This window comes from Elioraea tepidiphila DSM 17972 (assembly GCF_000378465.1).
In the GTDB taxonomy this organism is placed as follows: domain Bacteria; phylum Pseudomonadota; class Alphaproteobacteria; order Acetobacterales; family Acetobacteraceae; genus Elioraea; species Elioraea tepidiphila.
Genome location: NZ_KB899939.1, coordinates 18,291 through 40,257, shown reverse-complemented (window position 1 = coordinate 40,257; position 21,967 = coordinate 18,291). Strand labels below are relative to the sequence as shown.

The 21,967-nt window shown below is 72.2% G+C and carries 21 protein-coding genes and 1 pseudogene; 8 read left to right on the top strand and 14 right to left on the bottom strand.

All coding sequences use genetic code 11. The features are described from left to right. Positions 1-21 precede the first annotated feature (21 nt). The 4 genes and pseudogenes from F563_RS23330 to F563_RS0118885 all read right to left on the bottom strand — a co-directional run bounded on the left by F563_RS23330 (position 22) and on the right by F563_RS0118885 (position 4,901). Positions 22-1,126, bottom strand: a pseudogene (locus F563_RS23330) (IS5 family transposase). An 81-nt stretch (positions 1,127-1,207) separates the two neighbouring features. Further along, a complete protein-coding gene (gene cutA / locus F563_RS0118895; protein WP_019016263.1) occupies positions 1,208-1,549 on the bottom strand; it encodes a divalent-cation tolerance protein CutA in 342 nt (113 codons plus the stop codon). A 12-nt stretch (positions 1,550-1,561) separates the two neighbouring features. Beyond that, on the bottom strand, positions 1,562-4,213 hold the full coding sequence (gene alaS / locus F563_RS0118890; RefSeq protein ID WP_019016262.1) for an alanine--tRNA ligase: 2,652 nt from the start codon (positions 4,211-4,213) through the stop codon (positions 1,562-1,564). Positions 4,214-4,283: 70 nt separating this feature from the next. Next, entirely contained in the window at positions 4,284-4,901 is a 618-nt protein-coding gene (locus F563_RS0118885) for a M48 family metallopeptidase (RefSeq protein WP_019016261.1), read from the bottom strand. Positions 4,902-5,062: 161 nt separating this feature from the next. Here F563_RS0118885 and F563_RS0118880 point away from each other — a divergent pair, with 161 nt between their 5' ends. From F563_RS0118880 to F563_RS0118860, 4 genes are all read left to right on the top strand, one after another. After that, the gene (locus F563_RS0118880) at positions 5,063-5,953 is read left to right on the top strand and encodes a DMT family transporter (RefSeq protein WP_019016260.1); all 891 of its coding nucleotides are present in this window, start codon (positions 5,063-5,065) and stop codon (positions 5,951-5,953) included. Next, a complete protein-coding gene (locus F563_RS0118875) occupies positions 5,953-6,948 on the top strand; it encodes a glycosyltransferase family 2 protein (protein WP_019016259.1) in 996 nt (331 codons plus the stop codon). The genes F563_RS0118880 and F563_RS0118875 overlap by 1 nt, the downstream gene beginning before the upstream one ends. 65 nt (positions 6,949-7,013) lie before the next feature. Next, entirely contained in the window at positions 7,014-8,306 is a 1,293-nt protein-coding gene (locus tag F563_RS23325) for a DUF445 domain-containing protein (RefSeq protein ID WP_019016258.1), read from the top strand. 359 nt (positions 8,307-8,665) lie between these two features. Next, positions 8,666-9,481 carry an N-acetylmuramoyl-L-alanine amidase gene (locus F563_RS0118860; protein ID WP_019016256.1) on the top strand — a complete coding sequence of 272 codons (816 nt, stop codon included), beginning with the start codon at positions 8,666-8,668 and terminating at the stop codon, positions 9,479-9,481. Between the two features lie 46 nt (positions 9,482-9,527). Here the strand turns inward: F563_RS0118860 and F563_RS0118855 are convergent, their stop codons facing one another. The 3 genes from F563_RS0118855 to F563_RS0118845 all read right to left on the bottom strand — a co-directional run bounded on the left by F563_RS0118855 (position 9,528) and on the right by F563_RS0118845 (position 10,840). Further along, positions 9,528-9,953, bottom strand: coding sequence for a DoxX family protein (locus F563_RS0118855; RefSeq protein ID WP_019016255.1), 426 nt, complete (start codon positions 9,951-9,953; stop codon positions 9,528-9,530). Positions 9,954-10,072: 119 nt separating this feature from the next. Then, positions 10,073-10,531 carry a host attachment protein gene (locus F563_RS23320; RefSeq protein ID WP_019016254.1) on the bottom strand — a complete coding sequence of 153 codons (459 nt, stop codon included), beginning with the start codon at positions 10,529-10,531 and terminating at the stop codon, positions 10,073-10,075. A 33-nt stretch (positions 10,532-10,564) separates the two neighbouring features. After that, complete coding sequence (locus F563_RS0118845; RefSeq protein WP_019016253.1) at positions 10,565-10,840, bottom strand: hypothetical protein; 276 nt, start codon at positions 10,838-10,840, stop codon at positions 10,565-10,567. A 97-nt stretch (positions 10,841-10,937) separates the two neighbouring features. Between F563_RS0118845 and F563_RS0118840 the strand changes: the two genes are divergently transcribed. Beyond that, a complete protein-coding gene (locus F563_RS0118840) occupies positions 10,938-12,395 on the top strand; it encodes a sulfatase family protein (protein WP_019016252.1) in 1,458 nt (485 codons plus the stop codon). A gap of 58 nt (positions 12,396-12,453) precedes the next feature. Here the strand turns inward: F563_RS0118840 and F563_RS23315 are convergent, their stop codons facing one another. Further along, a complete protein-coding gene (locus F563_RS23315) occupies positions 12,454-13,410 on the bottom strand; it encodes a Bug family tripartite tricarboxylate transporter substrate binding protein (protein WP_035575714.1) in 957 nt (318 codons plus the stop codon). Between the two features lie 109 nt (positions 13,411-13,519). On the opposite strand from F563_RS23315, the gene F563_RS0118830 reads away from it, so the two are divergent. Further along, positions 13,520-13,951: an OsmC family protein gene (locus F563_RS0118830; RefSeq protein ID WP_019016250.1), complete on the top strand. Its 432-nt coding sequence runs from the start codon at positions 13,520-13,522 to the stop codon at positions 13,949-13,951. A 93-nt stretch (positions 13,952-14,044) separates the two neighbouring features. On the opposite strand, the gene F563_RS0118825 is transcribed toward F563_RS0118830, so the two are convergent. Further along, complete coding sequence (locus tag F563_RS0118825) at positions 14,045-14,791, bottom strand: ABC transporter ATP-binding protein (RefSeq protein WP_019016249.1); 747 nt, start codon at positions 14,789-14,791, stop codon at positions 14,045-14,047. Positions 14,792-14,863: 72 nt separating this feature from the next. Between F563_RS0118825 and F563_RS0118820 the strand changes: the two genes are divergently transcribed. Both F563_RS0118820 and rfaE1 read left to right on the top strand, forming a co-directional pair. Continuing rightward, positions 14,864-15,595 (top strand): metallophosphoesterase family protein, encoded by a 732-nt coding sequence (locus tag F563_RS0118820; RefSeq protein WP_051089432.1) that lies wholly within the window; start codon positions 14,864-14,866, stop codon positions 15,593-15,595. 46 nt (positions 15,596-15,641) lie between these two features. Beyond that, positions 15,642-17,111: a D-glycero-beta-D-manno-heptose-7-phosphate kinase gene (gene rfaE1 / locus F563_RS0118815; RefSeq protein WP_026299716.1), complete on the top strand. Its 1,470-nt coding sequence runs from the start codon at positions 15,642-15,644 to the stop codon at positions 17,109-17,111. Positions 17,112-17,154: 43 nt separating this feature from the next. Here the strand turns inward: rfaE1 and F563_RS0118810 are convergent, their stop codons facing one another. From F563_RS0118810 to F563_RS23310, 5 genes are read right to left on the bottom strand one after another with little or no spacing between them, the layout of a single operon-like run. Beyond that, the gene (locus tag F563_RS0118810; protein WP_019016246.1) at positions 17,155-18,753 is read right to left on the bottom strand and encodes an ABC transporter substrate-binding protein; all 1,599 of its coding nucleotides are present in this window, start codon (positions 18,751-18,753) and stop codon (positions 17,155-17,157) included. A 45-nt stretch (positions 18,754-18,798) separates the two neighbouring features. Beyond that, complete coding sequence (locus F563_RS0118805; RefSeq protein WP_019016245.1) at positions 18,799-19,629, bottom strand: polysaccharide deacetylase family protein; 831 nt, start codon at positions 19,627-19,629, stop codon at positions 18,799-18,801. A 28-nt stretch (positions 19,630-19,657) separates the two neighbouring features. Further along, on the bottom strand, positions 19,658-20,419 hold the full coding sequence (locus F563_RS0118800; protein WP_019016244.1) for an SDR family NAD(P)-dependent oxidoreductase: 762 nt from the start codon (positions 20,417-20,419) through the stop codon (positions 19,658-19,660). Beyond that, positions 20,412-21,179, bottom strand: a complete 768-nt coding sequence (locus F563_RS0118795) for an SDR family NAD(P)-dependent oxidoreductase (RefSeq protein ID WP_019016243.1) — start codon at positions 21,177-21,179, stop codon at positions 20,412-20,414. Before F563_RS0118795 ends, F563_RS0118800 begins: the two co-directional genes overlap by 8 nt. A 2-nt stretch (positions 21,180-21,181) precedes the next feature. After that, positions 21,182-21,958 (bottom strand): SDR family NAD(P)-dependent oxidoreductase, encoded by a 777-nt coding sequence (locus F563_RS23310; protein ID WP_019016242.1) that lies wholly within the window; start codon positions 21,956-21,958, stop codon positions 21,182-21,184. Positions 21,959-21,967 lie beyond the last annotated feature (9 nt).

Here is a 21,967-nt window from a genome sequence, read left to right as displayed (position 1 = left end):
TTTTTCCGACGCCATGCCCGATCAAGCGGGCGCGGCTCTCCCCTCGATCCAGACCAGGCGGCGCATGTTGTAGGCGAGGTTGGCGAGCGTGATCCGCGCGGTTGCGCGGACCAGGCCGACGCTGCGCACGACCAGGCCCATGCGGCGCTTCTCGGTGGCGAAGACGTGCTCGACCAGGCTGCGCACCCGGGCGCGGGTCGCGTTGCCGCGGGCGATGTGCGCCGGCATCAGCCGCCCCCGCGGCTTGGCGCGCTGGAACTCTGGTCTGAGCCCACGGCGCTCCAACGCGTCGAGGTTGGCCTTGCTGCGATAGGCCGTATCCGCCCGGACGCCGCTGCCGGTGTTCTCCAGATCCAGCACCGCGCCGAGCTGGCTGCCGTCATGCCGCGCCGCATGCGTCACCACGAAGCGGCGGATGAAGCCGTGCCCGCGGTCGATGCCGAGATGGTTCTTGTGACCCCTGGTCACCTTCGGTCCAGCCGAACATCGGCACCGCGATCTCGGCCGCGGCCTGACGTTGGACGCCGCCATCGGACGGCCCGGCCCTGCGGCCGCGCTTGATGGTCCAGCGCCCGTCGCGGTCGATCTGCCGCGTGCGCGCCGTCGACCATCCATCCGGCGTGCCGCCATCACGCAGCGTCGCCTTCTCCTCCCTGGTCAGGCGAGGCCGCCGGGCCTCGACCACGGTGGCGTCGACGATCTGCCCGCCCATCGCGAGGAAGCCGCGCTCGGCCAGCATCGCATCGAAGCGCGCGAACAGCCGCGCCAGCGCACCCGCGCGCGTCAACTGCTCGCGGTAGAGCCAGATCGTCTTCGCGTCGGGCACCGCGTCGTGCAGCGCAAGCCCCGCGAAGCGCATGAACGACAGCCGGTCGCGCAGCTGGTACTCCGCCTGCTCGTCGGACAGCGTGTACAGCGCCTGCAGCACCAGGATGCGGAACATCAGAACTGCGTCGTAAGGCGGCCGACCGCCCCGGCTGCGGTCCGCCCGCGGCAACGCCGCCTCAAGCTCCGCACGGAACGCCTCGAACTCCACCACCGCGCGCAGCCGCTCCAGCGGGTCGCCCGACGCCGACAGCCAGCGCAGACGTTCCTCCGCGTCGAAGAAACCACCCCGACCCGCCATCCCGCGCCTCCGCCGCTGCCAATGTCAGCGAATCAGCACGCAGCCATCAGCGCCAGAAGTTTTTCGAGGTGTCCACGCGCCTCAGCCCGAGGGCGGCGGGCGCACCTGCATCGCGGTCCATGCCAGGAACTCGGCGTCTCCCGCCATCACCGGCAGCGCGACGATGCAGGGAACATCGTAGGAGGAGAGCGACCGCACGCGTCGCGCGAGCTCGTCGAAGCGTGCCGCCGTGGTCTTGGCGATCAGCGCCTGCTCGGCATCCTCGGCGATCGCGCCTTCCCAGCGATAGATCGCCGTGTGGGGGGCCGGCAGGTTCACGCAGGCCGCCAGCCCCTCCTCGACCAGCGCGCGGCCGATCCTGCGCGCCTCCTCGGCACTCGCCGCAGTGACGTAGACGAACAGGACCCCGTCGCTCTCCGCCATGCGCGCCTCCGTTCAGGCCGCGAGCGCCTCCCGCACCGCCGCGAGTGCCGCTTCGGCCTTCGCCCCGTCCGGCCCGCCCGCCTGGGCCATGTCGGGCCGGCCGCCGCCGCCCTTGCCGCCGACCGCCGCCGCGGCCGCCTTCACGAGCTCGACCGCCGAGAAGCGCGCGGACAGGTCCGGCGTCACGCTGACCACGATCGAGGCCTTGCCGTCCATCGGCGAGACGAGCGCGACCACGCCCGAGCCGAGCCCTTTGCGGATCTCGTCGGCCAGGCCCTTGAGATCCTTCGCCGGCACCTCGACCACGCGCGCGGCGAGCTTCACCCCGCCCACCTCCTCGAAGGCCGGCGCCGCGCCCCCGCCGCCTGTCGCGAGCCTGCGGCGGAGCTCGGCGAGCTCGCGCTCCAGCCGGCGGCGCTCCTCGATCAGCGCCTCGACGCGCGCGGCGGCCTCGGCGGGCGGCGCCTTCAGCGTCGCGGCGATCCTGGCCAGGGTCTTTTCCGTCGCGCCGACATGGGCGAGTGCGGCTTCGCCGACCACCGCCTCGACGCGACGCACGCCGGCCGACACCGCGCCTTCGGACAGCACCTTGAACAGCCCGATATCGCCCGTGGCGCGCACATGCGTGCCGCCGCAGAGCTCGACCGAGTACTGGCCGGCGCGATCGGTCGCCGCCTCGTCCGCGCCCATGGAGACGACGCGCACCTCGTCGCCGTATTTCTCGCCGAACAGCGCCATCGCGCCCTGCTTCACGGCCTCGTCGGGCGTCATCAGCCGCGTGACCACCGGCGCGTTCTCGCGCACGCGCGCGTTCACCTCCGCCTCGACCCAGCGCAGCTCCTCGGGCTCGATCGCCTTGGGGTGGCTGATATCGAAGCGCAGCCGGTCGGGCGCCACCAGCGAGCCCTTCTGCGCGACATGCTTGCCGAGCCTCCGCCGCAGCGCCTCGTGCAGCAGGTGCGTGGCGCTGTGATGCGCGCGGATCGCGCTCCGCCGCGCGTGATCGACCTCCGCCACCACGGCCGTGCCGACGCGCGCGATCCCTTGCGTCACCGTGCCGAGATGCACGTGCAGATCGCCAAGCTTCTTCTGCGTGTCGCGCACCGCGATCACCAGCCCGTCGCCCGTGCGGATCGTTCCGGCATCGCCGACCTGCCCGCCCGACTCGCCGTAGAACGGCGTCTGGTTCAAGAGCAGCGCGACCTCGTCGCCGCCGCGTGCCTCGTGCACCGGCTGGCCGTTGACGACGATCGCGCGGATCTCGGCCTCCGCCGTCTCGGTCGAGTAGCCGAGGAACTCGGTCGCACCGACCTTCTCGCGCAGGTCGAACCACACCGCCTCGGTCGCCGCCTCGCCCGAACCCGCCCAGGCCGCACGCGCACGCGCGCGCTGCGCCTCCATCGCGCGCTGGAACCCCTCGACATCGACCAGCCGGCCTTCCGCCTTGAGCGCGTCCTGCGTCAGGTCGAGCGGGAAGCCGTAGGTGTCGTAGAGCCTGAACGCGACCTCGCCCGGCAGCGGCTGCTTGTGGCCGAGCTTCGCGGTCTCCTCGGCGAGCAGGTGCAGGCCGCGGTCCAGCATCGCGCGGAACCGGCTCTCCTCGGTGCGCAGCGTCTCGGTGATCAGCGCCTCCGCCCGGCCGAGCTCCGGATAGGCCACGCCCATCTGGCGGATCAGCGCCGGCACCAGCCGCCACATCACCGGCTCCTGCGCGCCCATAAGATGCGCGTGCCGCATCGCCCGGCGCATGATCCGCCGCAGCACATAGCCGCGCCCCTCGTTCGAGGGCAGCACGCCGTCGGCGATGAGGAAGCAGCATGAACGCAGATGGTCGGCCATCACGCGGTGGCTGACGCGGTGCGGCCCATCAGGGTCGGTGCCCGTCGCCTCAGCGGAGGCGAGGATCAGCGCGCGCAGCGTGTCGGTGTCGTAGTTGTCGTGCTTGCCCTGGAGGATGGCGGCGAGCCGCTCCAGCCCCATGCCGGTGTCGATCGAGGGCTTGGGCAGATCGATGCGCCGCCCATCGGGCAGCTGCTCGAACTGCATGAACACGAGGTTCCAGATCTCGATGAACCGATCGCCGTCCGCCTCGGCGCTGCCGGGCGGACCGCCAGGGATGCCGGGGCCGTGGTCGTAGAAGATCTCGCTGCACGGCCCGCACGGGCCGGTATCGCCCATCGCCCAGAAATTGTCCGATGTGGCGATGCGGATGATGCGCTCCTCCGGCAGCCCGGCGATCCTCTTCCACGCCGCCGCCGCGTGGTCGTCGTCGTGATAGACCGTGACCAGCAGCCTGTCCTTGGCCAGGCCGTAGTCCTTCGTCACCAGCGTCCAGGCGAGCTCGATGGCGAGATCCTTGAAGTAGTCGCCGAAGGAGAAGTTCCCCAGCATCTCGAAGAAGGTGTGGTGCCGCGCGGTATAGCCGACATTCTCCAGGTCGTTGTGCTTGCCGCCCGCCCGCACGCATTTCTGCGCCGTCACCGCGCGCGTGTAGGGGCGATGCTCAAGACCGGTGAAGACGTTCTTGAACTGCACCATCCCCGCGTTGGTGAACATCAGCGTGGGATCGTTTCGGGGCACGAGCGGCGAGGACTCCACCACCGCGTGGTCGTGGCGGCGGAAGAAGTCGAGGAAGGCGGCGCGGATGTCGTTGCTGCTGGGCATGGCAGGTAAATAACCCTGGGGGCTAAGGGCCGGAAGGCCCTTACCCCCAGACCCCCGATCCCATCACCGATTATCCGTAGCGCAGCAGCCGCGCGCCATTGCGGCCAAGCCACGCCTTGGCCGCCTGGGTGTGAGGGGTCAGCGAGGCCACGACCGCCCAGAACCGGGCCGAGTGGTTCATCTCGCGCAGATGCGCCACCTCGTGCGCCACCACGTAGTCCAGCACCCACCCGGGCGCCATCACCAGCCGCCACGAGAAGGCCAAGGTGCCGTCCGGCGCGCAGGAGGCCCAGCGGCTGCGCTGGTCCTTGATCGCGATCCGCCGCACCGACCGCTCGATCCGCGCCGCATGGTCCAGCGCCAGGGGGGTGATCCGCCGGCGCGCCTCGGCCCGGAACCAGTCCGCCACGCGGCGCGGCAGGAAGGCGGGATCGCCCGCCACCCGGATCGCGCCGTCGTCGAGCCAGACCCCGCCCAGGCCGGCGGGCTCGTGCCGGATCGGATGCGGCACGCCGAGCAGCGGCACGACCGCCCCGTCGGCGAACGGCACATGCGGGGCGAGCGCGCCCAGCCGGTCCGCCACCCAGCGGCTGTTGGCCTGCAACAGCGCCATGCCCTGGCCGCGGCCGGCCCGCGGCGGCAGCGTCACCACAACCGCGCCGGCGGCGGGGTCGATCCGGAGCGTCACCCGCCTTGCGCGCGCGCTCCGCCGCCACTCGACCTCCGTGGGGCCGTGCGGCAGGCGCAAGGTTTCGCGACTCGGGGGGTGGGGGCAGCGCATGCGGGCCGGAGCATGCCCCGCCGCCCGGGCCGGTTCAATCGCGACACGAGCGGGGGTAAGGGAGGGCAGTGTCCCTGCTTCCCCCCTCCCCCGGCGCGCTCGCCCTGCTCGGCACCCTCGGCACGCTCTGGGGCCTGACCCCAGCCGTGGGCAAGCTCGCCGTGGCCGGCGGGATCGGCCCGGTCGCCTATGCCCTGTTCTATGCCGGCTTCGCCGCGGCGATCCTGTGCGCCGTCGTGGCGGCCCAGCGCGCGCACATGCCCGTCCATCCGCGCGCCCTCGGCTTCTATGTCGGCAGCGGGCTGATCGGCTTCGCCACCCCGGGCACGCTCACCTTCGTCGCCCTCCAGCACCTGCCGGCGGGGCTGCTGGCGATGGTCCTGCCAGCCGCGCCCCTGCTCACCTTCCTGCTCGCCGCCGCTACGGGGCTCGAACGCGCCACGCTCCGCCGGGCCGCCGGCGTGGTCCTGGCGCTCGCCGGCACCGCCCTCGCGCTCGCCCCCGGCGCCGCCCTGCCGCAGGGCGGCAGCCTGTTCTGGGCAGCGGTGACCGTGCTGGTGCCGTGCTGCTACGCGCTGTCCAACCTGTTCGCGGTGCGCTTCCGCCCCGCCGGCGCACCGCCGCTCGCGCTCGCCGCAGGCACCACCACCGCCGCCACGCTCTGGCTGATCCCGGCCGCCGCCCTGTTCGGCCAGTCGCGCCTGCCCGGCCTCGACGCCGCGACCGGCCTCGCGGCCGGCCAGGGACTGCTGGTCGCGAGCGCCTACCTGATCTACTTCCGCCTGCTCACCCGCCAGGGCGGGGTGTTCGTCAGCCAAGTCGGCTACCTGATCGTGCTGACCGGGCTGTTCTGGGGCTGGGTGTTCTTCGCCGAGGTGCCCGGGTCGCTGGTGCTGCCGGCGGCGGCGCTGATCTTCGTCGGGCTCGCGCTCGCGACCCGGCCTGGAGGGGGCAGGTGATGGCCGAGGCTAGCGGCGCCACCGGGCGCGGCCGGCCGGTGCTCGAGGTGGTGGTGCCGGCGCACAACGCAGCCCCCTTCCTTGCCGAGACGATCGCGGCGCTGGCCGCGCAGACGCGGCCGGCCGAGCGCGTCAGCATCATCGATGACCGCAGCCGCGACGCCACGCGGGCGATCGCCGAGGCCTGCCGCGACCGCTACGCCGGGCTGTTCGAGCTCCGCGTGCTCGCCAATGCCGGCCCACCGGGACCGGCAGCCGCCCGCAACACCGCGATCCGCGCCAGCGCGGCCGACGTCATCCTGCTGATGGACGCCGACGATCTCGCCGAGCCGCACCACCACGCCACCCTGCTCCGCGCGCTCACCGCCGCCCCGGACATCGTGCTCGCCTTCGGCAACAGTCTCGTGTTCGACGCGACCGGCGTGGTGATCGCCGACATGCATGCCCGCAGTGGCCTTGCCGGCCTGACCGTCGAGACGCTGGCGCCGGGCATCGCGACGTTCGGCGAGCGCATGTTCGATCTGCTGCTCAACGGCTCGCGCTTCACGACCGCGGCCTGCGCGTTCCGGCGCGACGCCGCGCTCGCCGCCGGGCTGTTCGATGAGCGGCTCATCTACAACGAAGATACGGACTTCTTCCTGCGCCTCGCGCTCCGCGGGCGCTTCGCCTTCGTCACCGAGGTCGTGACCCGCAAGCGCAGTCACGGCAACAACCTGATGACGCACAGCAAGTTCCACTTCGCCCGCGGCGCGGCGCTGTCGCTGGCCAAGCTCGCCGCCGACCCGTCAGCGGTCCCGGCCGGACGCCGCGCCGCGCTCGCCGAGGCCCTGCGACGGGCCGTGTACGGCCACCTCTACGCCGCCTCGCGCAGCGGACCCGCGGCCTATCGCGAGGCGGTGGCGGTCGCGCTGCGCGCCGGCCTGCCCGGGCTCGCGCTGGATCCGCGCCACCTCGCCCGGCTGGCGCTGTCGCGCTTCCTGCCCCCGCTCGATTGACCCCCGCGGAGCCGTGACCACGGGCGCGCTTTCTGCCCCCTGCCGGCTCGCCTAAGGTCCGCGCCATGCACGGCCCCCTCGATCCCGCCGTCGCCGAGCACGCCGAAGAACGCGCGCGACTGCTGCGCTGGCGGCTCTGCGCCGGCGCGGCCATGGCGGCGACCCTCGCCGCCACCGTCGGACTCTACGCCGTCGAGCCGCCGCGACCCTATTGGCTCGACCTCGCGCACGCCGCCGCCAAGGCCGGATTCGTCGGCGCGGTGGCGGACTGGTTCGCGGTCAACGCGCTGTTCCGCTACCCGTTCGGCCGCTGGACCGGGATCGGCGGGCTGATCCCGCGCGAGAAGCAGCGCCTCGCCGGCGGCATGGGCCGTTTCGTCGCGCGCCAGTTCTTCACCCCCGACGCGATCCGCCGCGCGGTCGAGGGCGTGGACATCGCCGCGGCGGCCGCGCGCTGGCTTGCCGATCCGGTGGCGGCGCGACGGACCGCCACCGCCATCGCGCCGTTCGTGCCGCGCCTGCTCGAATCGCTCGCCGAGGGCCGCGCCCAGACCGCGCTGCGCCGCCTGCTGCCGCGCATCGTCGCCGGGCCGGGCACGGGGCGGCTCGCGGGACGTCTGCTGCGCACGCTGCTCGATGGTGGCCAGCACCAGGAGGTGTTCGGCTACGCGCTCGCGCAGGTGAAGACGACGCTCGCGGCGAACGAGGAGAAGCTGCGCGTGGCGATCGAAAGCCGGGTCGCCGAGCAGGGCGGCAAGGTGGTGAAGTGGGTGGCCGGCGCCTGGATCGCGAAGAAGGTGCTCTCCAGCATCAACGCCGAGCTCGCGCGCATCGAGCCCTCCGACAGCGACCTGCGCGCCGCCTTCGACGCCTGGGTGGAGGGCGAGATCCACCGGCTGGAGCACGACCCCGACCGCGCCGCCGATCTCGCGCGGGCCATCCGCTCCGTCTTCACGCACCCGACGGTCGCGGCCTGGCTCGAGGACGCGGTGCTCAGGCTCGCGCAGATGGCGCGCTTCGATGTCGAGCGCGAGGACGGCCGGATCGTCGCGGCACTGGCGGCGATGCTCGCCAATCTCGGCCGCACGCTGGAGGCGGACGCGGAGGCGCGGCGCGGCCTCAACCGCTTCGTCGAGGAGCTCGTCGCGGCGCTCGCCCCGCGCGCGCAGTCGCGCATCGAGGGCTTCGTCGCGGCGAAGGTGGCGGCGTGGTCCGACCAGGACATCGTCGAGCGGATCGAGCTGAAGGTCGGCCGCGAGTTGCAGATGATCCGGCTCAACGGCACGCTGCTCGGCGCCGCGGTGGGGGCCGCGCTCTACGCGGTGCTGTCGGCGATCTTCGGCCGCGTGCCCGTGTAGCGCGATGAGCCCGCACGACATCGCCTATGTCGCGCTGCGCTCCTTGCTCGGTTTCGGTGCGCTCGTGCTGGCAGCGGTCGTGCCGTGGCGCCGTCCGCGGCAGGCTCCCGCGCGGGCACGAGGACCTCGATGCCGCGATCGCGCGGGCGGATGCCGCGCTGTATCGGGCCAAGCAGGAGGGACGCGGCAGGGTCGTCGAAGGCATCGAGACGATCGGGGCGCTGCGCGAAGCCGGCTGATTTTGATCTGATCCGGTTATGATAGCGAAGCGAGACGTCCGCACCTGATGCTCGCACTCATGCACAGAGATGTGCTCTGCTGATGCCCGCGGACGCGATCAGCAGGAAGGAGCCGCCATCATGGAGGTCAAGCGCCATCGCCTGGACGGCATCCAGTTCGACGAGTCACCGCATGTCGGCGGCAAGATCACGCCCCGCTTCATCGTCATGCACTACACCGCCGGCGGCTCGGCGCTCTCCTCGGTGCGCGCGATCCGCGAGCGCGGTCTGTCGGCGCATCTGTTCGTCGATCGCGACGGCGGCATCATCCAGACCGTGCCGTTCAACGTCGCGGCGTTCCATGCCGGCCCCTCCTCCTGGCGCGGCTTCGACGGGCTCAACCAGCATTCGATCGGCATCGAGAACGCCAATTTCGGCTTCCTCGACCAGCGCACCTCGGATGGCTGGACGCGCACCGGGCTGCGCACCTTCGGGCCGCACGAGGTGCTGGTCGCGCGCCACAAGAACGGCGGGCCGGAGATGGCCTGGGAGCTCTATCCGGAAGCGCAACTGCGCGCGCTCGACGCGATCGTCGCCGCCCTGCGCGAGGCCTATCCGACGATCCAGGAGGTGGTGGGCCACGACGACATCTCGCCTGGCCGCAAGGTCGATCCGGGCCCGGCCTTCCCGATGGTGCGCTACCAGAACCAGGGGGGCGCGGCCGGCTCCGGCACGCTGCGCGACAACGATCTGGGGGAGTTCGAGGTGGTGGTGCGCGATTCGCTGAACCTGCGCGGCGGCCCCGGCACCGGCTTCACCGCTCTGCGCTCGCTGCCGCCCGGCACGCGGCTGCGCGTGCTGCGCGAGGACGGCGAATGGTGTCAGGTCGATCTCAAGGGCGACGGTGTGCCGGACGGTTTCGTGCACGCCGCCTTCCTGCGGCGCATCGGCGCCTGACGTCGGCGCCGCCGCGTGCGGAACGCGCGCGGCGGCGTGCCTCTGGTCAGGCCGGGCGGGCGCGCAGCCGGGCCGGCAGCGCGTCCGCCACGGCGGCATGGGCGCCCGCGCCCAGCAGCGCCTGCACCAGCAGGGCGACGGTCCAGAACGCCGGGAACTCCCAGCCCCCACCCTGCGCGCTGAACACCCAGCCGGCGGGCAGATGCTGCAGCGTCGCGCCGATCAGCACGGGCACCAGCGCGAGCGCGACGATGCGCACATGGACGCCCGCGATCAGCATCGCGCCGCCGACGATCTCGGCCAGGATCACGGCATAGGCGAGCGCGGCCGGGTAGCCGATCGACTCGAAATACGCGGCCGTGCCGGCCGGCCCGAAGGTGAACACCTTCAGCAGCAGGCCATGGGCCAGGAACATCACGCCCATGCTGACGCGGAGCAGCAGGGCGGCGTAGTCGGCGGAACTGCGGGTCATCGGACCTCTCCCGTGCGGGTTGCGTTGCCCGCGAAGGTGAGGCGGCCGCGACACGCGCGCCAATACGCGATCGTGATGGCGGCGATCGGCGCGCTCGATCCGCCGCGATCGCCACCCGGTCAGCCGGCGCCGACCGGGCGAAGCTCGTCGAGCCGCGCGAACAGCTCCGCCCGCGGCAACCGCGTGTAGTCCTTGGCATGATCCTCGCGCACCGCGGCGGCGAGGCTCGCCGGCATGATCGCGCGGATCTCGCCGAGCAGGCGGGGCGGGGCGACCAGCACGATCGCCTGCGGCTCGCCCGACGCCACGGCGGCGTCGAGATCGGCGACGAGTTCGCGCGCGAAATCCTTCTTCGCCGCCTCCTTGGGCGTCTCGCGCGGCTCCATCGCGCTGCGATGGGGGCCGAGGCTGTCGAAGGCGCGGCCGGGCCGGTCCTCGCCGAGCTCGTGCGCCTTGGCGTGCACGTCCGGGTTCTCCCAGGTGCGCAGGGTCTCGTAGCCGGGCTTGTCCTTGCGCTTCACCAGCGCCTCGGCGCGCGCGGCATCGGCAATCACGAACCAGGTCGTGCGGTTCGGCATCGATCTGCTCTCCTTCTCAGTCCCCATCGCGCCTCATCGGCCGCGTCGTGCCGTATAGGCGCGCCACTTCGTGCCCGCCCAGGCGATCAAGGCCGCGCCGAGCGCGACCGGCACGGCAATCAGGGCGATCGTGGCGGCGAAGACCACCAGCAGGGCAAGGATGCCAAGGCCCGCGGCGATCGCGGCCACCAGCACCACCGTGCCGAGCGCGCGCGAACCCTGCGGCGGCGGGGTGCCGCGGCGTCCCTCCTCTCCGGCCGGCAGGACTTCGACCTGCCAGATCCGATCCTCGTCGCGGTCACGCTGCATGCCCAACACATCGCCCTTCCCTGGGCCCGCTTCAAGCGTGGGGCTTCCGGAAGGCGCGGCCGGGCCGTAGCCTTGCGCCGTCACCCGAGGAGCGGCGATGGCGGCGAAGAACCTGCTGGTGATCCTGTCGGACGAGCACCAGCCGAGGGCGCTTTCCTGCGCCGGGCATCCGGTCGCGCGCACGCCGAACCTCGATGCGCTGGCCCGCCGCGGCACGCGGTTCTCGGCCGCCTATACGCCCTCGCCGATCTGCGTGCCCGCGCGCGCCGCACTCGCCACCGGCCGGACGCTCGCCGCGATGGGGCGGTATTTCGACAACGCCGACCCGTATGACGGCGCCGTGCCGTCCTGGCACCACGCGGTGCGCGACGCGGGCCACACGGTGGTCTCGATCGGCAAGCTGCATTTCCGCGGCCTGCCCGGCGACGATCATGGGTTCAGCGAGGAACGGCTGGCGATGCACGTCGTGGACGGCAAGGGCGATCTGCTGGCGCTGATCCGCGACGAGACCGCGCCGCCGCGCAAGGGCGCGGCGAAGCTCGCGGCGATGGCGGGGCCGGGCGAGAGCGACTACACGCGCTACGACCGCGACATCGCCTCGGAGGCGCAGGTGTGGCTGCGCGAGGAGGCGCCGCGGCAGGACCGGCCCTGGTGCCTGTTCGTCTCGCTGGTGACGCCGCATTTCCCGCTGATCGCCCCGCCCGAGCACTACTACGCGACCGAGCCGGAGCGGCTGGCGCTGCCGAAGCTCTACGCGCCGGAGGAGCGGCCCCGGCATCCCTTCCTCGCCGACTATGCGCGCACGATCCCCTACGACGCGGCGGTGCGGGACGAGGCGACGGTGCGACGGATGCTGGCGGGCTATTACGGGCTCGTCGCCTTCATGGACGAGCAGGTGGGCCGCATTCTCGACTGCCTGGAGCAGACGGGATTGTCGCTCTCGACGCGCGTGCTCTACGCCTCGGATCACGGCGACAACGTCGGTGCGCGCGGCCTGTGGGGCAAGAGCACGATGTACGAGGAGAGCGTGGGCGTGCCGATGATCCTGGCAGGGCATGGGGTGCCGCCGCGCACGGTGGTCGCGACGCCCGTCAGCCTGCTCGATGTGTTTCCGACGGTGCTCGACACGCTCGGGATCGCGGCCGAGGCGCCGGCGGGAACGGCCTCGCTCGTGTCGGTCGCGCGCGGGGCGCGGCCGCAGCGCGAGGTGATCGCCGAATACCACGCGGCCGGCTCGCGCCAGGCGGCCTTCATGCTGCGTGACGCGCGCTGGAAGTACATCCGCTACGTCGATTATCCGCCGCAGTTGTTCGATCTCGATTCCGATCCCGAGGAGCTGGTCGATCTCGGCGAGAGCCCGGCGCATGCGTCGTTGCGCGCCGGGTTCGAGGCCCGGCTGGTGGCCGCGCTCGGCGCCGACCCGGCGGAGATCGATGCGCGCGCGAAAGCGCGTCAGGCCGCCACCCTGGCTGCAGAAGGCGGCCGCGAGGCGGTGATGGCGCGCGGCGATCTGCCGTATTCCCCTCCCCCTGGCGCGCGCCCGGCCTGGAGTTAAGGGGGGTCCGGGGGGCCATACGGCCCCCCGGCGGGGGTTCGGGGGCGGAGCCCCTGAGTCATTCGACGCGCGCGCCGGAGAGCCGAACAAGTTCGGCCCATTTCGCGGCCTCGCCCCGGTAGTAGCCGGCGAACTCCTCATGCCCCATGTTCACCGCGATCGTTCCATCGGCGGTCATGCGCGCCACCCACGCCTGATCGGCGAACAGGCCGCGGATCGCCGCATCGACGCGCGCGACGATCGGCGCCGGCGTGCCGGCGGGCACCATCACCGCGAACCAGCTGACGACCTCGGCGTCGGGATAGTGCTCCGCGAGCGTCGGCACGTCCGGCAACGCCGGGCTGCGCTGCGGCGACGTCACCGCGATCGCGCGCAGCCTTCCCGCGGTCACGAGCGGCATGGCCGTGCTCATGGTCGGCAGGCCGAACAGCACCTGGTTGCCGAGCACGGCGTTGATGATGTCGGGCGCGCCGCGATAGGGCACGTGCACGGCCTCGACACCGGCGCGACTCTTCAGCAGTTCCGCGGCGAGATGCGCGCCCGAGCCGTTGCCGCCCGAGGCGTAGTTGTGCCGGCCCGGCTCGGCCTTCAGCAGCGCGACCAGTGCGGCGAGGTCGCGCGGCCCGGCCTCGGCCGAGACCGCCAGCAGGTGCGGCATGGCGAAGGGCAGGTGCACGGGGATGAAGTCGGCGAGCGGGTCGTACTCCACGCGGGCATAGAGGGCGGGGTTGATCACCAGCGAGTTGGTGCCGAGGATCAGCGTGTAGCCGTCATTCGCCGCGCGCGCGCCATGGGTGAAGCCGATATTGCCGCCCGAGCCCGGTCGGTTCTCGACCACCACGGGCTGGCCAAGCGCGGGCGAGAGCCGTTCGGCGATCTGGCGCGCGATCACGTCAGGCGCGCTGCCGGGGATGAAGGGCACGAGGAAACGGACGGGTCGCGTGGGATAGGACTGTGCCCGCGCGCGCGTCGCGACAAGGGCTGACAGCGACAGCAGCATCATCCGGCGGCGCATGATCATCCTCCCACGCTCGTTCTGGGCACGCTACGGGACGGGCGGACAGGCTGACAAGCGCGGCCGGGCCGTGCCAGTGTCACCGGACCAACCAGCGAGGGAGTGAACGATGGCAGGGATCACCCGCACCGCCGAGGCAGTCTGGGAAGGCACGGGCAAGGAAGGATCGGGCACGCTGACGACGCCGAGCGGCGTGCTGCCGGGCACACCCTACTCGTTCTCACGCCGGTTCGAGAACGCGCCCGGCACAAATCCCGAGGAACTGATCGCCGCCGCGCATGCCGGCTGCTTCGCGATGGCGCTGTCGTTCGGGCTGTCGAAGGAGGGGTTCAAGCCGAAGCGGCTGCACGCCAAGGCCGCCGTGACGATCGAACCGAAGGACGGCGGATTCGCGATCACGAGCTCGGCGCTCACACTGCACGCCGAGGTGCCGGGGATCGAGCGCGAGAAGTTCGCCACCATCGTCGAGGGCGCCAAGTCGGGCTGCCCCGTGTCGAAGGTGCTGAACGCCACGGTAACGCTGGAGTGGACGCTGGCGTAGGCGCGCGGGCCGCTCCGCCGCCCTGGGAAAACCTTCTGGGGGAAAGGGCCATTGGCCCTTTCCCCCAAACCCCCTATCCCATCAACAGACCCCTCACCCCGCCTCAGCCGCCACCCCGGTGCCGCGCGCGATGTCGAGGAACACCTGCTCGAGATCGTCGCGGCCGTAACGCGCGATCAAATCCGCCGGAGCGCCACGGTCCACCACCCGGCCCCGCTTGAGCATCAACACCTCGCCGCAGAGCCGTTCCACCTCGGCCATGTTGTGGCTCGCCAGCACCAGCGCCGCCCCGGTCTCCGCCCGATAGGCCTCCAGCCACGTCCGCATCCGATCGGCCGTGTCCGGGTCCAGGCTCGCGGTCGGCTCGTCCAGCAGCAACACCTCCGGCGTGTTGATCAGCGCCTTCGCCAAGGCCGCCCGGGCCTTCTGCCCGGCCGACAACTCCCCCGCCGGCCGGTCGAGGAGCGCCACCAGGTCCAGCTCCTCCGCCAGCCGCGCGATCCGCGCCTCCAGACGGGCAACGCCGTAGAAATGCCCATAGACCCTGAGGCTCTCGCGCACCGAGAGGCGGTGCGGCAACGACACATAGGGCGAGGAGAAGTTCATCCGCGCCAGCGCCGCGAACCGGTCGCGCGCCATGTCGCGGCCCAGCACCGTGATCCGCCCGGCATCGGGGATCAGCAGCCCGAGCAGCATCGCGATCGTGGTCGTCTTGCCGGCGCCGTTGCCGCCCAGCAGCCCCACCGTCTGCCCGGCCGCCAAGGTGAACGAGAGGTCGTCCACCGCCAGCACCTCGCCATAGCGCTTGGCGAGCCCCTCCGCTTCCAGCACGAGTCGCATGCGCCACCTCTGACCCGGCCGCGCCCGCGCCGCAAGTGACGCGCGCACGACGTGCCGCTACCCTTCCCGGCGATGACCCCCGCCCCGATGCCGCGCAACCCCGTGCAGGCCCCCGCCTCCCTTCCCCCGGGTCTGCGGGTCTATGCGATCGGCGACATCCATGGCTGCGCCGACCAGCTCGACGCCATCCACGCCCGCATCGCCGAGGACGCGGCCCACGCGCCCGAGCCCGACCGCGTGATCGTCTATCTGGGCGACTACGTGGATCGCGGCCCTGACAGCCGCGGCGCGATCGAGCGCGCGCTCGCCCCGCCCATCGCCGGCCGGGCCGTGCATCTCTGCGGCAACCACGAGGAGATGATGCTCGCCGTGCTCGACCATCCCGGCGACGAGGCGGCGATCGCGCTCTGGCTGCGCAACGGCGGGGTCGCGACCCTCACCTCCTACGGCCTCTCCGGCGAGGACCCGCCCGAGACCTGGGCCGGCCGCCTGCCGCCCGCCCACATCGCGTTCCTGCGCGGGCTGGTCCGGCGATACCAGGCCGGCGGCTACCTGTTCGTCCATGCCGGCATCCGCCCCGGCGTCGCGCTCGATGCCCAGGACGCGGAAGACCTGGTCTGGATCCGCGAGCCATTCCTGCACTCCGAAGCCGATCACGGCGCGGTCGTGGTGCACGGCCATACGCCCGAGCGCGCGCCGGTGATCCGCGCGAACCGGATCGGCCTCGACACCGGCGCGGTCTATGGCGGTAAGCTCACCGCCGCCGCGTTCTGGGCCGACCGCATGGCGCTGTTCCAGGCATGAGCCGCCGCGCTTGCCCGCGGCCCGGCACCCCGCTATGCCGAAGCCGATGACCGACCCCGAACCCGTCGACCTGGTCGCCGCGGCGCGTGCCCTGAAGCGTGCCTCGGTCCTGGTGGTCGGCGATGCGATGCTCGACCGCTACGTCTACGGCACGGTCGAGCGTGTCTCGCCCGAGGCGCCGATCCCGGTGGTGACGGTCGAGCGCGAGATCGCCATGCCCGGCGGCGCGGGCAACGTGGTGCGCAACATCACCGCCCTCGGCGGCTCAGCCTCGTTCCTGACCGTGGTCGGCGACGACCAGGCGGGGTCGGACCTCACCGCGCTGATCGGCGGCCAGCCGAACGTGGAGCCCTGGCTGCTGGTGCAGGGCGGGCGGCTCACCACGGTGAAGACGCGCTACCTCGCCGCCGGCCAGCAGCTCCTGCGCGCCGATCGCGAAACGACCGAGGCCGTGCACCCAAAGCTCGCCGAACGGCTGGTCGCGATCGCCGCCGATGCGATGGCGGCCTGCAAGGTGGTGGTGATCAGCGACTACCTGAAAGGCACGCTCGCCGGCGACACCGCCGCGCGCATCATCGCCGCCGCCCGCAAGCGCCGCCGCACCGTGGTGGTCGATCCGAAGGGGCGCGACTATTCCCGCTATGCCGGCGCCGACATCGTCACGCCGAACCGGCGCGAACTCGCCGAGGGCACCGGCATGCCGACCCACTCCGCCGACGAGGTGGTGGCGGCCTGCCGCGCGCTGATCGCCGCGCACGGCTTCGGCGCGGTGCTGTGCACCCGCTCCGAGGACGGGCTGACGCTGGTCGAGGGGCCGCAGGGCGCACTGGTCACCCACTTCGCCGCCGAGGCGAAGGAGGTGTTCGACGTCTCGGGTGCCGGCGACACGGTGGTGGCCACCCTTGCCGCCGGCATCGCCGCCGGGCTGAAGCTGCCCGTGGCGGCACGGCTCGCCAACATCGCCGCCGGTGTGGTGGTGGGCAAGGTCGGCACCGCGGTCGCGCGCGAGACCGAACTGCTGGAGGCGCTCGCCCCGGCCACCGGCGCGCTCCGCAAGGTCGTCAGCCTGGAGGCGGCGGCCGAGCAGGTCGAGCGCTGGCGCCGGCGCGGCTGGCGCATCGGCTTCACCAATGGCTGCTTCGACCTCCTGCATCCGGGCCATGTGCACCTGATCGAACAGGCGCGCGCGGCCTGTGATCGGCTCGTGGTCGGGCTCAACTCGGATGCCTCGGTGCGCCGACTGAAAGGCGCCAACCGCCCGGTGCAGCAGGAGGCGGCGCGCGCCGCCGTGCTCGCGAGCCTTGCGGACGTGGATCTCGTGACGATCTTCGAGGAGGACACGCCCGAGACGCTGATCGCCGCGCTGCGCCCGGATGTGCTGGTCAAGGGGGCCGACTACACGCTCGACCAGGTGGTGGGCGCGGACCTCGTGCGTTCCTGGGGCGGGCGGGTGATGCTGGCCGAGCTGCTGCCCGGCAATTCCACCACCGCGACGATCGCGCGGCTGCGCGGATAGGCGCGGCGGGGCGCCGCGTCGGCGCCCCGCCGCGCGACAGACATCAGCGCCCCGGCCGCTCGATGTTCCAGATCACCGGGAAGCCGAAATCGATCACGCCGCGCAGTTCCGCGCGCCAGGCCGCCGGGCTGCGGAACTGCCCGGCGATCGGGAAGGTGACGTTGCGGTACGACGCCTCCTGGATCTGCGCGGCCAGTTCCTTGCGCTTCGCGATATCGCTCTCGGCCTCGAACTGCTCGATCAGCGTCTGCATCGCCTGGTCGCAATAGCCCCAGGGCTGGTTGCCGGTGCAGTTGTAGCCCGTGCCGAGATTGCTCAGCGGGTCGGACATGTCGAAGCCGGTATAGACCACGGGCACGAGATGCCAGCCACCCTGGCCGATCGGTTCGCGGCGGACCCAGCGCTGCGCGATCGAGCTCCAGTCCTGCGCCTGCACGTCCACGTTCACCCCCGCCCGCTTCAGCCGGTCGATCAGCACCAGCCCGTAGGGGTTCAGCAGGATCGAGTCCGCCGGCAGCAGCACGGTGATCGGCTCGTTGTTGTAGCCCGCCTCGCGCAGCAGGCTGCGCGCCTTCTCCAGCGACGGCTGGCGGATCACGTCCGCACCGCGCTCGCTGGAATACGGGGCGCCGCACATGAACAGCGAGACGCAGTCGGGGAAGGCGAGCTCGGACGGCACGCCGGCGCCGGCGAGGATCTCGTGGCGATCCAGCACCTGCTGCAGCACGCGACGCATCCGCACGTCGTTGAACGGTGGCAGCGCGTGATTGATGCTGAGCGCGTACATCATCTGCGCGATGCCACTGGCCTTGGCGATCACGATGTTGCGGTTGCGCTGCAGCCGCGGCAGGTGATCGACCGGCACGTATTCGAGGTAGTCCACCTCGTTCTGCTGCAAGGCGGCCGCGCGCAACCCCGGATCGGGCAGCGTCAGCATCTCCACGCGCTCGAGCTTCGGCACCTTGCCGCCGGCGAGCCCGTCCGCCGGTTCGGCGCGCGGCACGTAGTCGGGGTTGCGGCGGAACTCCGCCTTCTCGCCCGGCACCCAGGTGCTGCGGTCGAACAGGAACGGCCCCGAGCCCATGATCTCGCGCACGGTCTGGGTCGGCGGCGTGGCATCGGCGATGCGCGCGGGCATGATGAAGGGCACGTGCACGCTCGGCTTGCCGAGCGCGTCGAGCACGCCGCCGAAGGGCCGCGACAGTGCGATCACGAAGGCGTCGGGATCGACCACGCGCAGCTCGCGCGTCGCCGCCATCAGCCGCCGCCCGATCGCATCGCGCCCGCCCCAGCGCCGGAGCGAGGCGACCACGTCATCGGCCGTCACGCGGCTGCCGTCGTGGAACTTGAGCCCAGGCCGCAGCTTGAAGGTCCAGGTCAGCCGATCATCGCTGACCTGCCAGCCCTCCAGCATCTGCGGCCGGAACTGGCCCTGGCTGTCCATCGCCACCAGCGTGTCGAACACGAGGTAGGCGAAGTTGCGGGTGACGAAGGACGGGCCCGCGATCGGATCGAGATTCTGCAAACCGACATTGACGACGAAGCGGAATGGCCGGTCCGCCTGCGCCCCTGCCGGCTGCACCGCGCCCAAGGCGAGCAGCGCCGCCAGCGCACCGTTCCGGAGTGCGCCTCTCAGTCCCATCGTTCCTCTCCTCTGCGAGTCGCCGGCGCCATCCGCCGGCCCCGTTCAGCCCTTGTCGTGCGCCCTGGCCCAGGCTTCGGCCACTTCCGTGCCGGTCGCGAACCAGACGCCCGGGAAGGTCTGGATCCAGGCGATCATCTCGCGCAGCAGCGCGATCCGGCTCGGCCGTCCGCTCACCTGCGGGTGCATCACGAGATCGAACAGCCCGCCCCAGCGGTAGATCTCGCGGAACTCGTCCTGCCAGACCTCCTTGATGTGGCTGTTGGTGAAGATCGGCCGCGGCGACTTGATCGAGAACAGCGCGAACGGCGCGTCGTCCAGGCTCCAGTGCCAGGGCAGTTCGATCGGCCCCTTCGACCCGTCCGGCAGGATGTGACGGTAGGGGTTGATGTCGTCCATCAGCGAGGAGTCGTAGAGGAAGTTGTGCTTCTGCAACAGCTTGATCAGCAGCTCGCTCGTCTCTCCCGCCGGTGAGCGGTATCCCTTCGGCACGACGCCGACCGTGCGCTTCAGCGCCTCCAGCCCCTTCTCCATCTCCTCGATCTCCTGGTCGGGGAAATCGGGATCGACCCAGCGATGGCTGTAGGAGTGATGCGCGACCTCATGACCTTCGCGCAGGATCATCTCGACCCGGTTGGTGTGGTGTTCGGCCGTCCAGCCGGGCACGAAGAAGGTGCCCTTCACACCCGCCTCGCCCAGCGTCTCCAGGATCTTCGGCACCGCCACCTTGGCGCCGTAGGTCCCCTGGCTCAGCGTGCCCGGCCGCTTCGCGTTCGCCGGATCGCGCGACAGCCACAGCGTCTCGGCGTCGAAGTCGAAGGTGAGCATCACCGCAACCCGGGCGCCGTTCGGCCAGGCCACGCGCATGTCGATCATCGCTCTCGGTTCCCTTGCATCGATCCGCTCAAGCCTCGCGCGGCGGATGCCGTGCCGCAAGCCATCCGCCATCCACCGCGATCACGGCGCCCGCGACGTAGGAGGCGTCGTCCGAGGCCAGGAACGCGATCACGGACGCGACCTCCTCGGGCGCGCCCGCGCGGCGGAGCGGTGTGGGCGCGAGCACCGCGCGCAGGTAGTAGGGGTTCTGCCGGTGGCCCTCGGTCATGCGCGTCTCGATCACGCCGGGAGCGACGGCGTTGACCAGGATGCCCTCGGGCGCGAGTTCGCCCGCGAACTGGCGCGTGAACTGCGCGACACCGGCCTTGGCGACCGCATAGGCCGTGGTGCCGGGATGGCCCACCTCGCCGAACACCGAGGCGACGTTGACGATCCGCCCGCCCGGACGCGCGAGCAGCGGCAGGAGGTCGCGGGTGATGCGCAGCACGGCCTTCAGGTTGGTGTCGATGAAGCGGTCGATCAGCGCGTCGTCGGACTCGGCGAGCGGCTTCGATCCGCCGATGCCAGCGTTGTTGACCAGGATGTCGACGCGACCGAACGCGGCGCGGGCCGCGTCGGCAAGACGTTGCCCCGCGCCCGGCGCGGCGACGTCGAGCACCAACGCCTCGCCCCCACAGGCCGTGGCAGCCTCGATGACGGCGGGATCGCTATCGACGCACAAGACGCGCGCGCCCTCAGCGGCGAGCCGGCGCGCGGTCGCCGCACCGATACCGCGTGCCGCCCCGGTGACGATCGCGGCGCGGCCGGCGAAGCGCGCCGCGTCAGGCAAGCTTGCCTCCGTCCACCGGCAGCGCCACGCCGGTGATGTAGCTCGCCGCGTCGCTCAGCAGGAACAGCACGCTTTCGGCGACCTCATCGACGGTGCCGAAGCGGCCCATCGGGTTGCGCGCGCGGAACGCCGCCTCGCGCGCCGCCACCGCCGCCGCATCACCCGCCTGGGCGAAGGTGTCGCGCAGCATGGGCGTTTCGATCGGGCCCGGACAGACACAGTTGGCGCGAATGCCCTGCGTCACGTGGCTGACCGCGAGCGAGCGCGTCAGCAGCACCACCGCGCCCTTGCTCGCCGAATAGGCCGGCATGGTCGGGTTGCCGGCGAGCCCGGCGCCGGAGGCGAAGGTCACGATCGCGCCGCGCCCGGCCGCCAGCATCTGCGGCAGTATCGCGCGGATCGCGAGCCAGGTGCCCTTGACGTTCACCGCGAACAGCCGGTCCCAGTCGGCTTCCGCAACATCCGTGAGCGGGGCGGCGGGGCCGAGGATGCCGGCGGCGGTGGCGACCAGCGCGATCGGGCCGAGCGGTGCGGCCGCGTCCAGCACACGCGCGTGGTCGGCGGCGGCGGTGACGTCGCCCGCGACACAGACCGAACCGGGGCACGATGCGGCGGTCTCGGCGAGCCCCTCGGCGTCGCGGTCGAACAGGACCAGCCGCGCGCCCTCGGCGGCCAGTCCGATCGCGGTCGCTCGGCCAAGCCCGGAGGCCGCGCCGGTGACGACACCGACCCGCCCGGTGAAGCGATCCGGGCGCGGCATGCTCAGCTGCGCGCGCGGGTGGCCGCGCCGTCGCGCCGGTTGATCGCGCCGCCACCACCCACGTCCAGCACCGCACCGGTGATGTAGTCGGCCGCGTCGGAGCAGAGGAACAGCACCGCGTCGGCGAAGGCGCCGGCGCGGCGCCCGCGCCCGAGCAGCGCGCGCGCAACCACCGCCTCGGCATAGCCAGGCGGCATGGAGACGAGCGCGCTGCCCTCCGCAAAGGGCGGGCGCGCGCTGTTCACCCGCACGCCGCGCGGGCCGAGCTCGATCGCGAAGGCGCGCGTGAGATACTCGAGCGCGCATTTCGATGCGCCGTAGGGCACGCCGTTGCCGCGGATCACCTCGGCGGCCGAGGAGGTGACATTGACGATCGCGCCGCGCCCGGCCTCGGCCATCGCCCGCCCGATGCCCTGCATCAGCCGGAACGGCGCGCGCGTGTTGACGCCCAGGATGCGGTCGTACTCGGCGGGCGTGACCTCCATGAGCGGGATGAAGGGATAGATGCCGGCGTTGTTGACCAGCACATCCGGCGCGCCGCCCGCGATCGCCGCCGCGATCAACGAGTCGATGCCCGTGTCGGTCGCGAGATCGGCGGCGTGCAGCGTCACCCTGTCGGGCGCGAGGCCCGCCGGCACGGCGGCGGCGAGATCGGCCTCGCTGCGGTCGGCGAGGAGAAGGCGCGCGCCCTCGGCAGCGAAGGCGGCCGAGAGCTCGCGGCCATAGACGCCGGCCGCGCCGGTGATCACGACCCTCTGGCCGGAAAAGCGCATCGGCATGCTCCCTTC

Coding starts and splice junctions, on each gene's coding strand:
- cutA (WP_019016263.1), bottom strand. CDS start 1,549: ATGGCGGAGAGCGACGGGGTCCTGTTCGTCTACGTCACTGCGGCGAGT.
- alaS (WP_019016262.1), bottom strand. CDS start 4,213: ATGCCCAGCAGCAACGACATCCGCGCCGCCTTCCTCGACTTCTTCCGC.
- F563_RS0118875 (WP_019016259.1), top strand. CDS start 5,953: ATGGCCGAGGCTAGCGGCGCCACCGGGCGCGGCCGGCCGGTGCTCGAG.
- F563_RS23325 (WP_019016258.1), top strand. CDS start 7,014: ATGCACGGCCCCCTCGATCCCGCCGTCGCCGAGCACGCCGAAGAACGC.
- F563_RS0118860 (WP_019016256.1), top strand. CDS start 8,666: ATGGAGGTCAAGCGCCATCGCCTGGACGGCATCCAGTTCGACGAGTCA.
- F563_RS0118855 (WP_019016255.1), bottom strand. CDS start 9,953: ATGACCCGCAGTTCCGCCGACTACGCCGCCCTGCTGCTCCGCGTCAGC.
- F563_RS23320 (WP_019016254.1), bottom strand. CDS start 10,531: ATGCCGAACCGCACGACCTGGTTCGTGATTGCCGATGCCGCGCGCGCC.
- F563_RS0118845 (WP_019016253.1), bottom strand. CDS start 10,840: ATGCAGCGTGACCGCGACGAGGATCGGATCTGGCAGGTCGAAGTCCTG.
- F563_RS0118840 (WP_019016252.1), top strand. CDS start 10,938: ATGGCGGCGAAGAACCTGCTGGTGATCCTGTCGGACGAGCACCAGCCG.
- F563_RS23315 (WP_035575714.1), bottom strand. CDS start 13,410: ATGCGCCGCCGGATGATGCTGCTGTCGCTGTCAGCCCTTGTCGCGACG.
- F563_RS0118830 (WP_019016250.1), top strand. CDS start 13,520: ATGGCAGGGATCACCCGCACCGCCGAGGCAGTCTGGGAAGGCACGGGC.
- F563_RS0118825 (WP_019016249.1), bottom strand. CDS start 14,791: ATGCGACTCGTGCTGGAAGCGGAGGGGCTCGCCAAGCGCTATGGCGAG.
- F563_RS0118820 (WP_051089432.1), top strand. CDS start 14,864: ATGACCCCCGCCCCGATGCCGCGCAACCCCGTGCAGGCCCCCGCCTCC.
- rfaE1 (WP_026299716.1), top strand. CDS start 15,642: ATGACCGACCCCGAACCCGTCGACCTGGTCGCCGCGGCGCGTGCCCTG.
- F563_RS0118810 (WP_019016246.1), bottom strand. CDS start 18,753: ATGGGACTGAGAGGCGCACTCCGGAACGGTGCGCTGGCGGCGCTGCTC.
- F563_RS0118805 (WP_019016245.1), bottom strand. CDS start 19,629: ATGATCGACATGCGCGTGGCCTGGCCGAACGGCGCCCGGGTTGCGGTG.
- F563_RS0118795 (WP_019016243.1), bottom strand. CDS start 21,179: ATGCCGCGCCCGGATCGCTTCACCGGGCGGGTCGGTGTCGTCACCGGC.
- F563_RS23310 (WP_019016242.1), bottom strand. CDS start 21,958: ATGCCGATGCGCTTTTCCGGCCAGAGGGTCGTGATCACCGGCGCGGCC.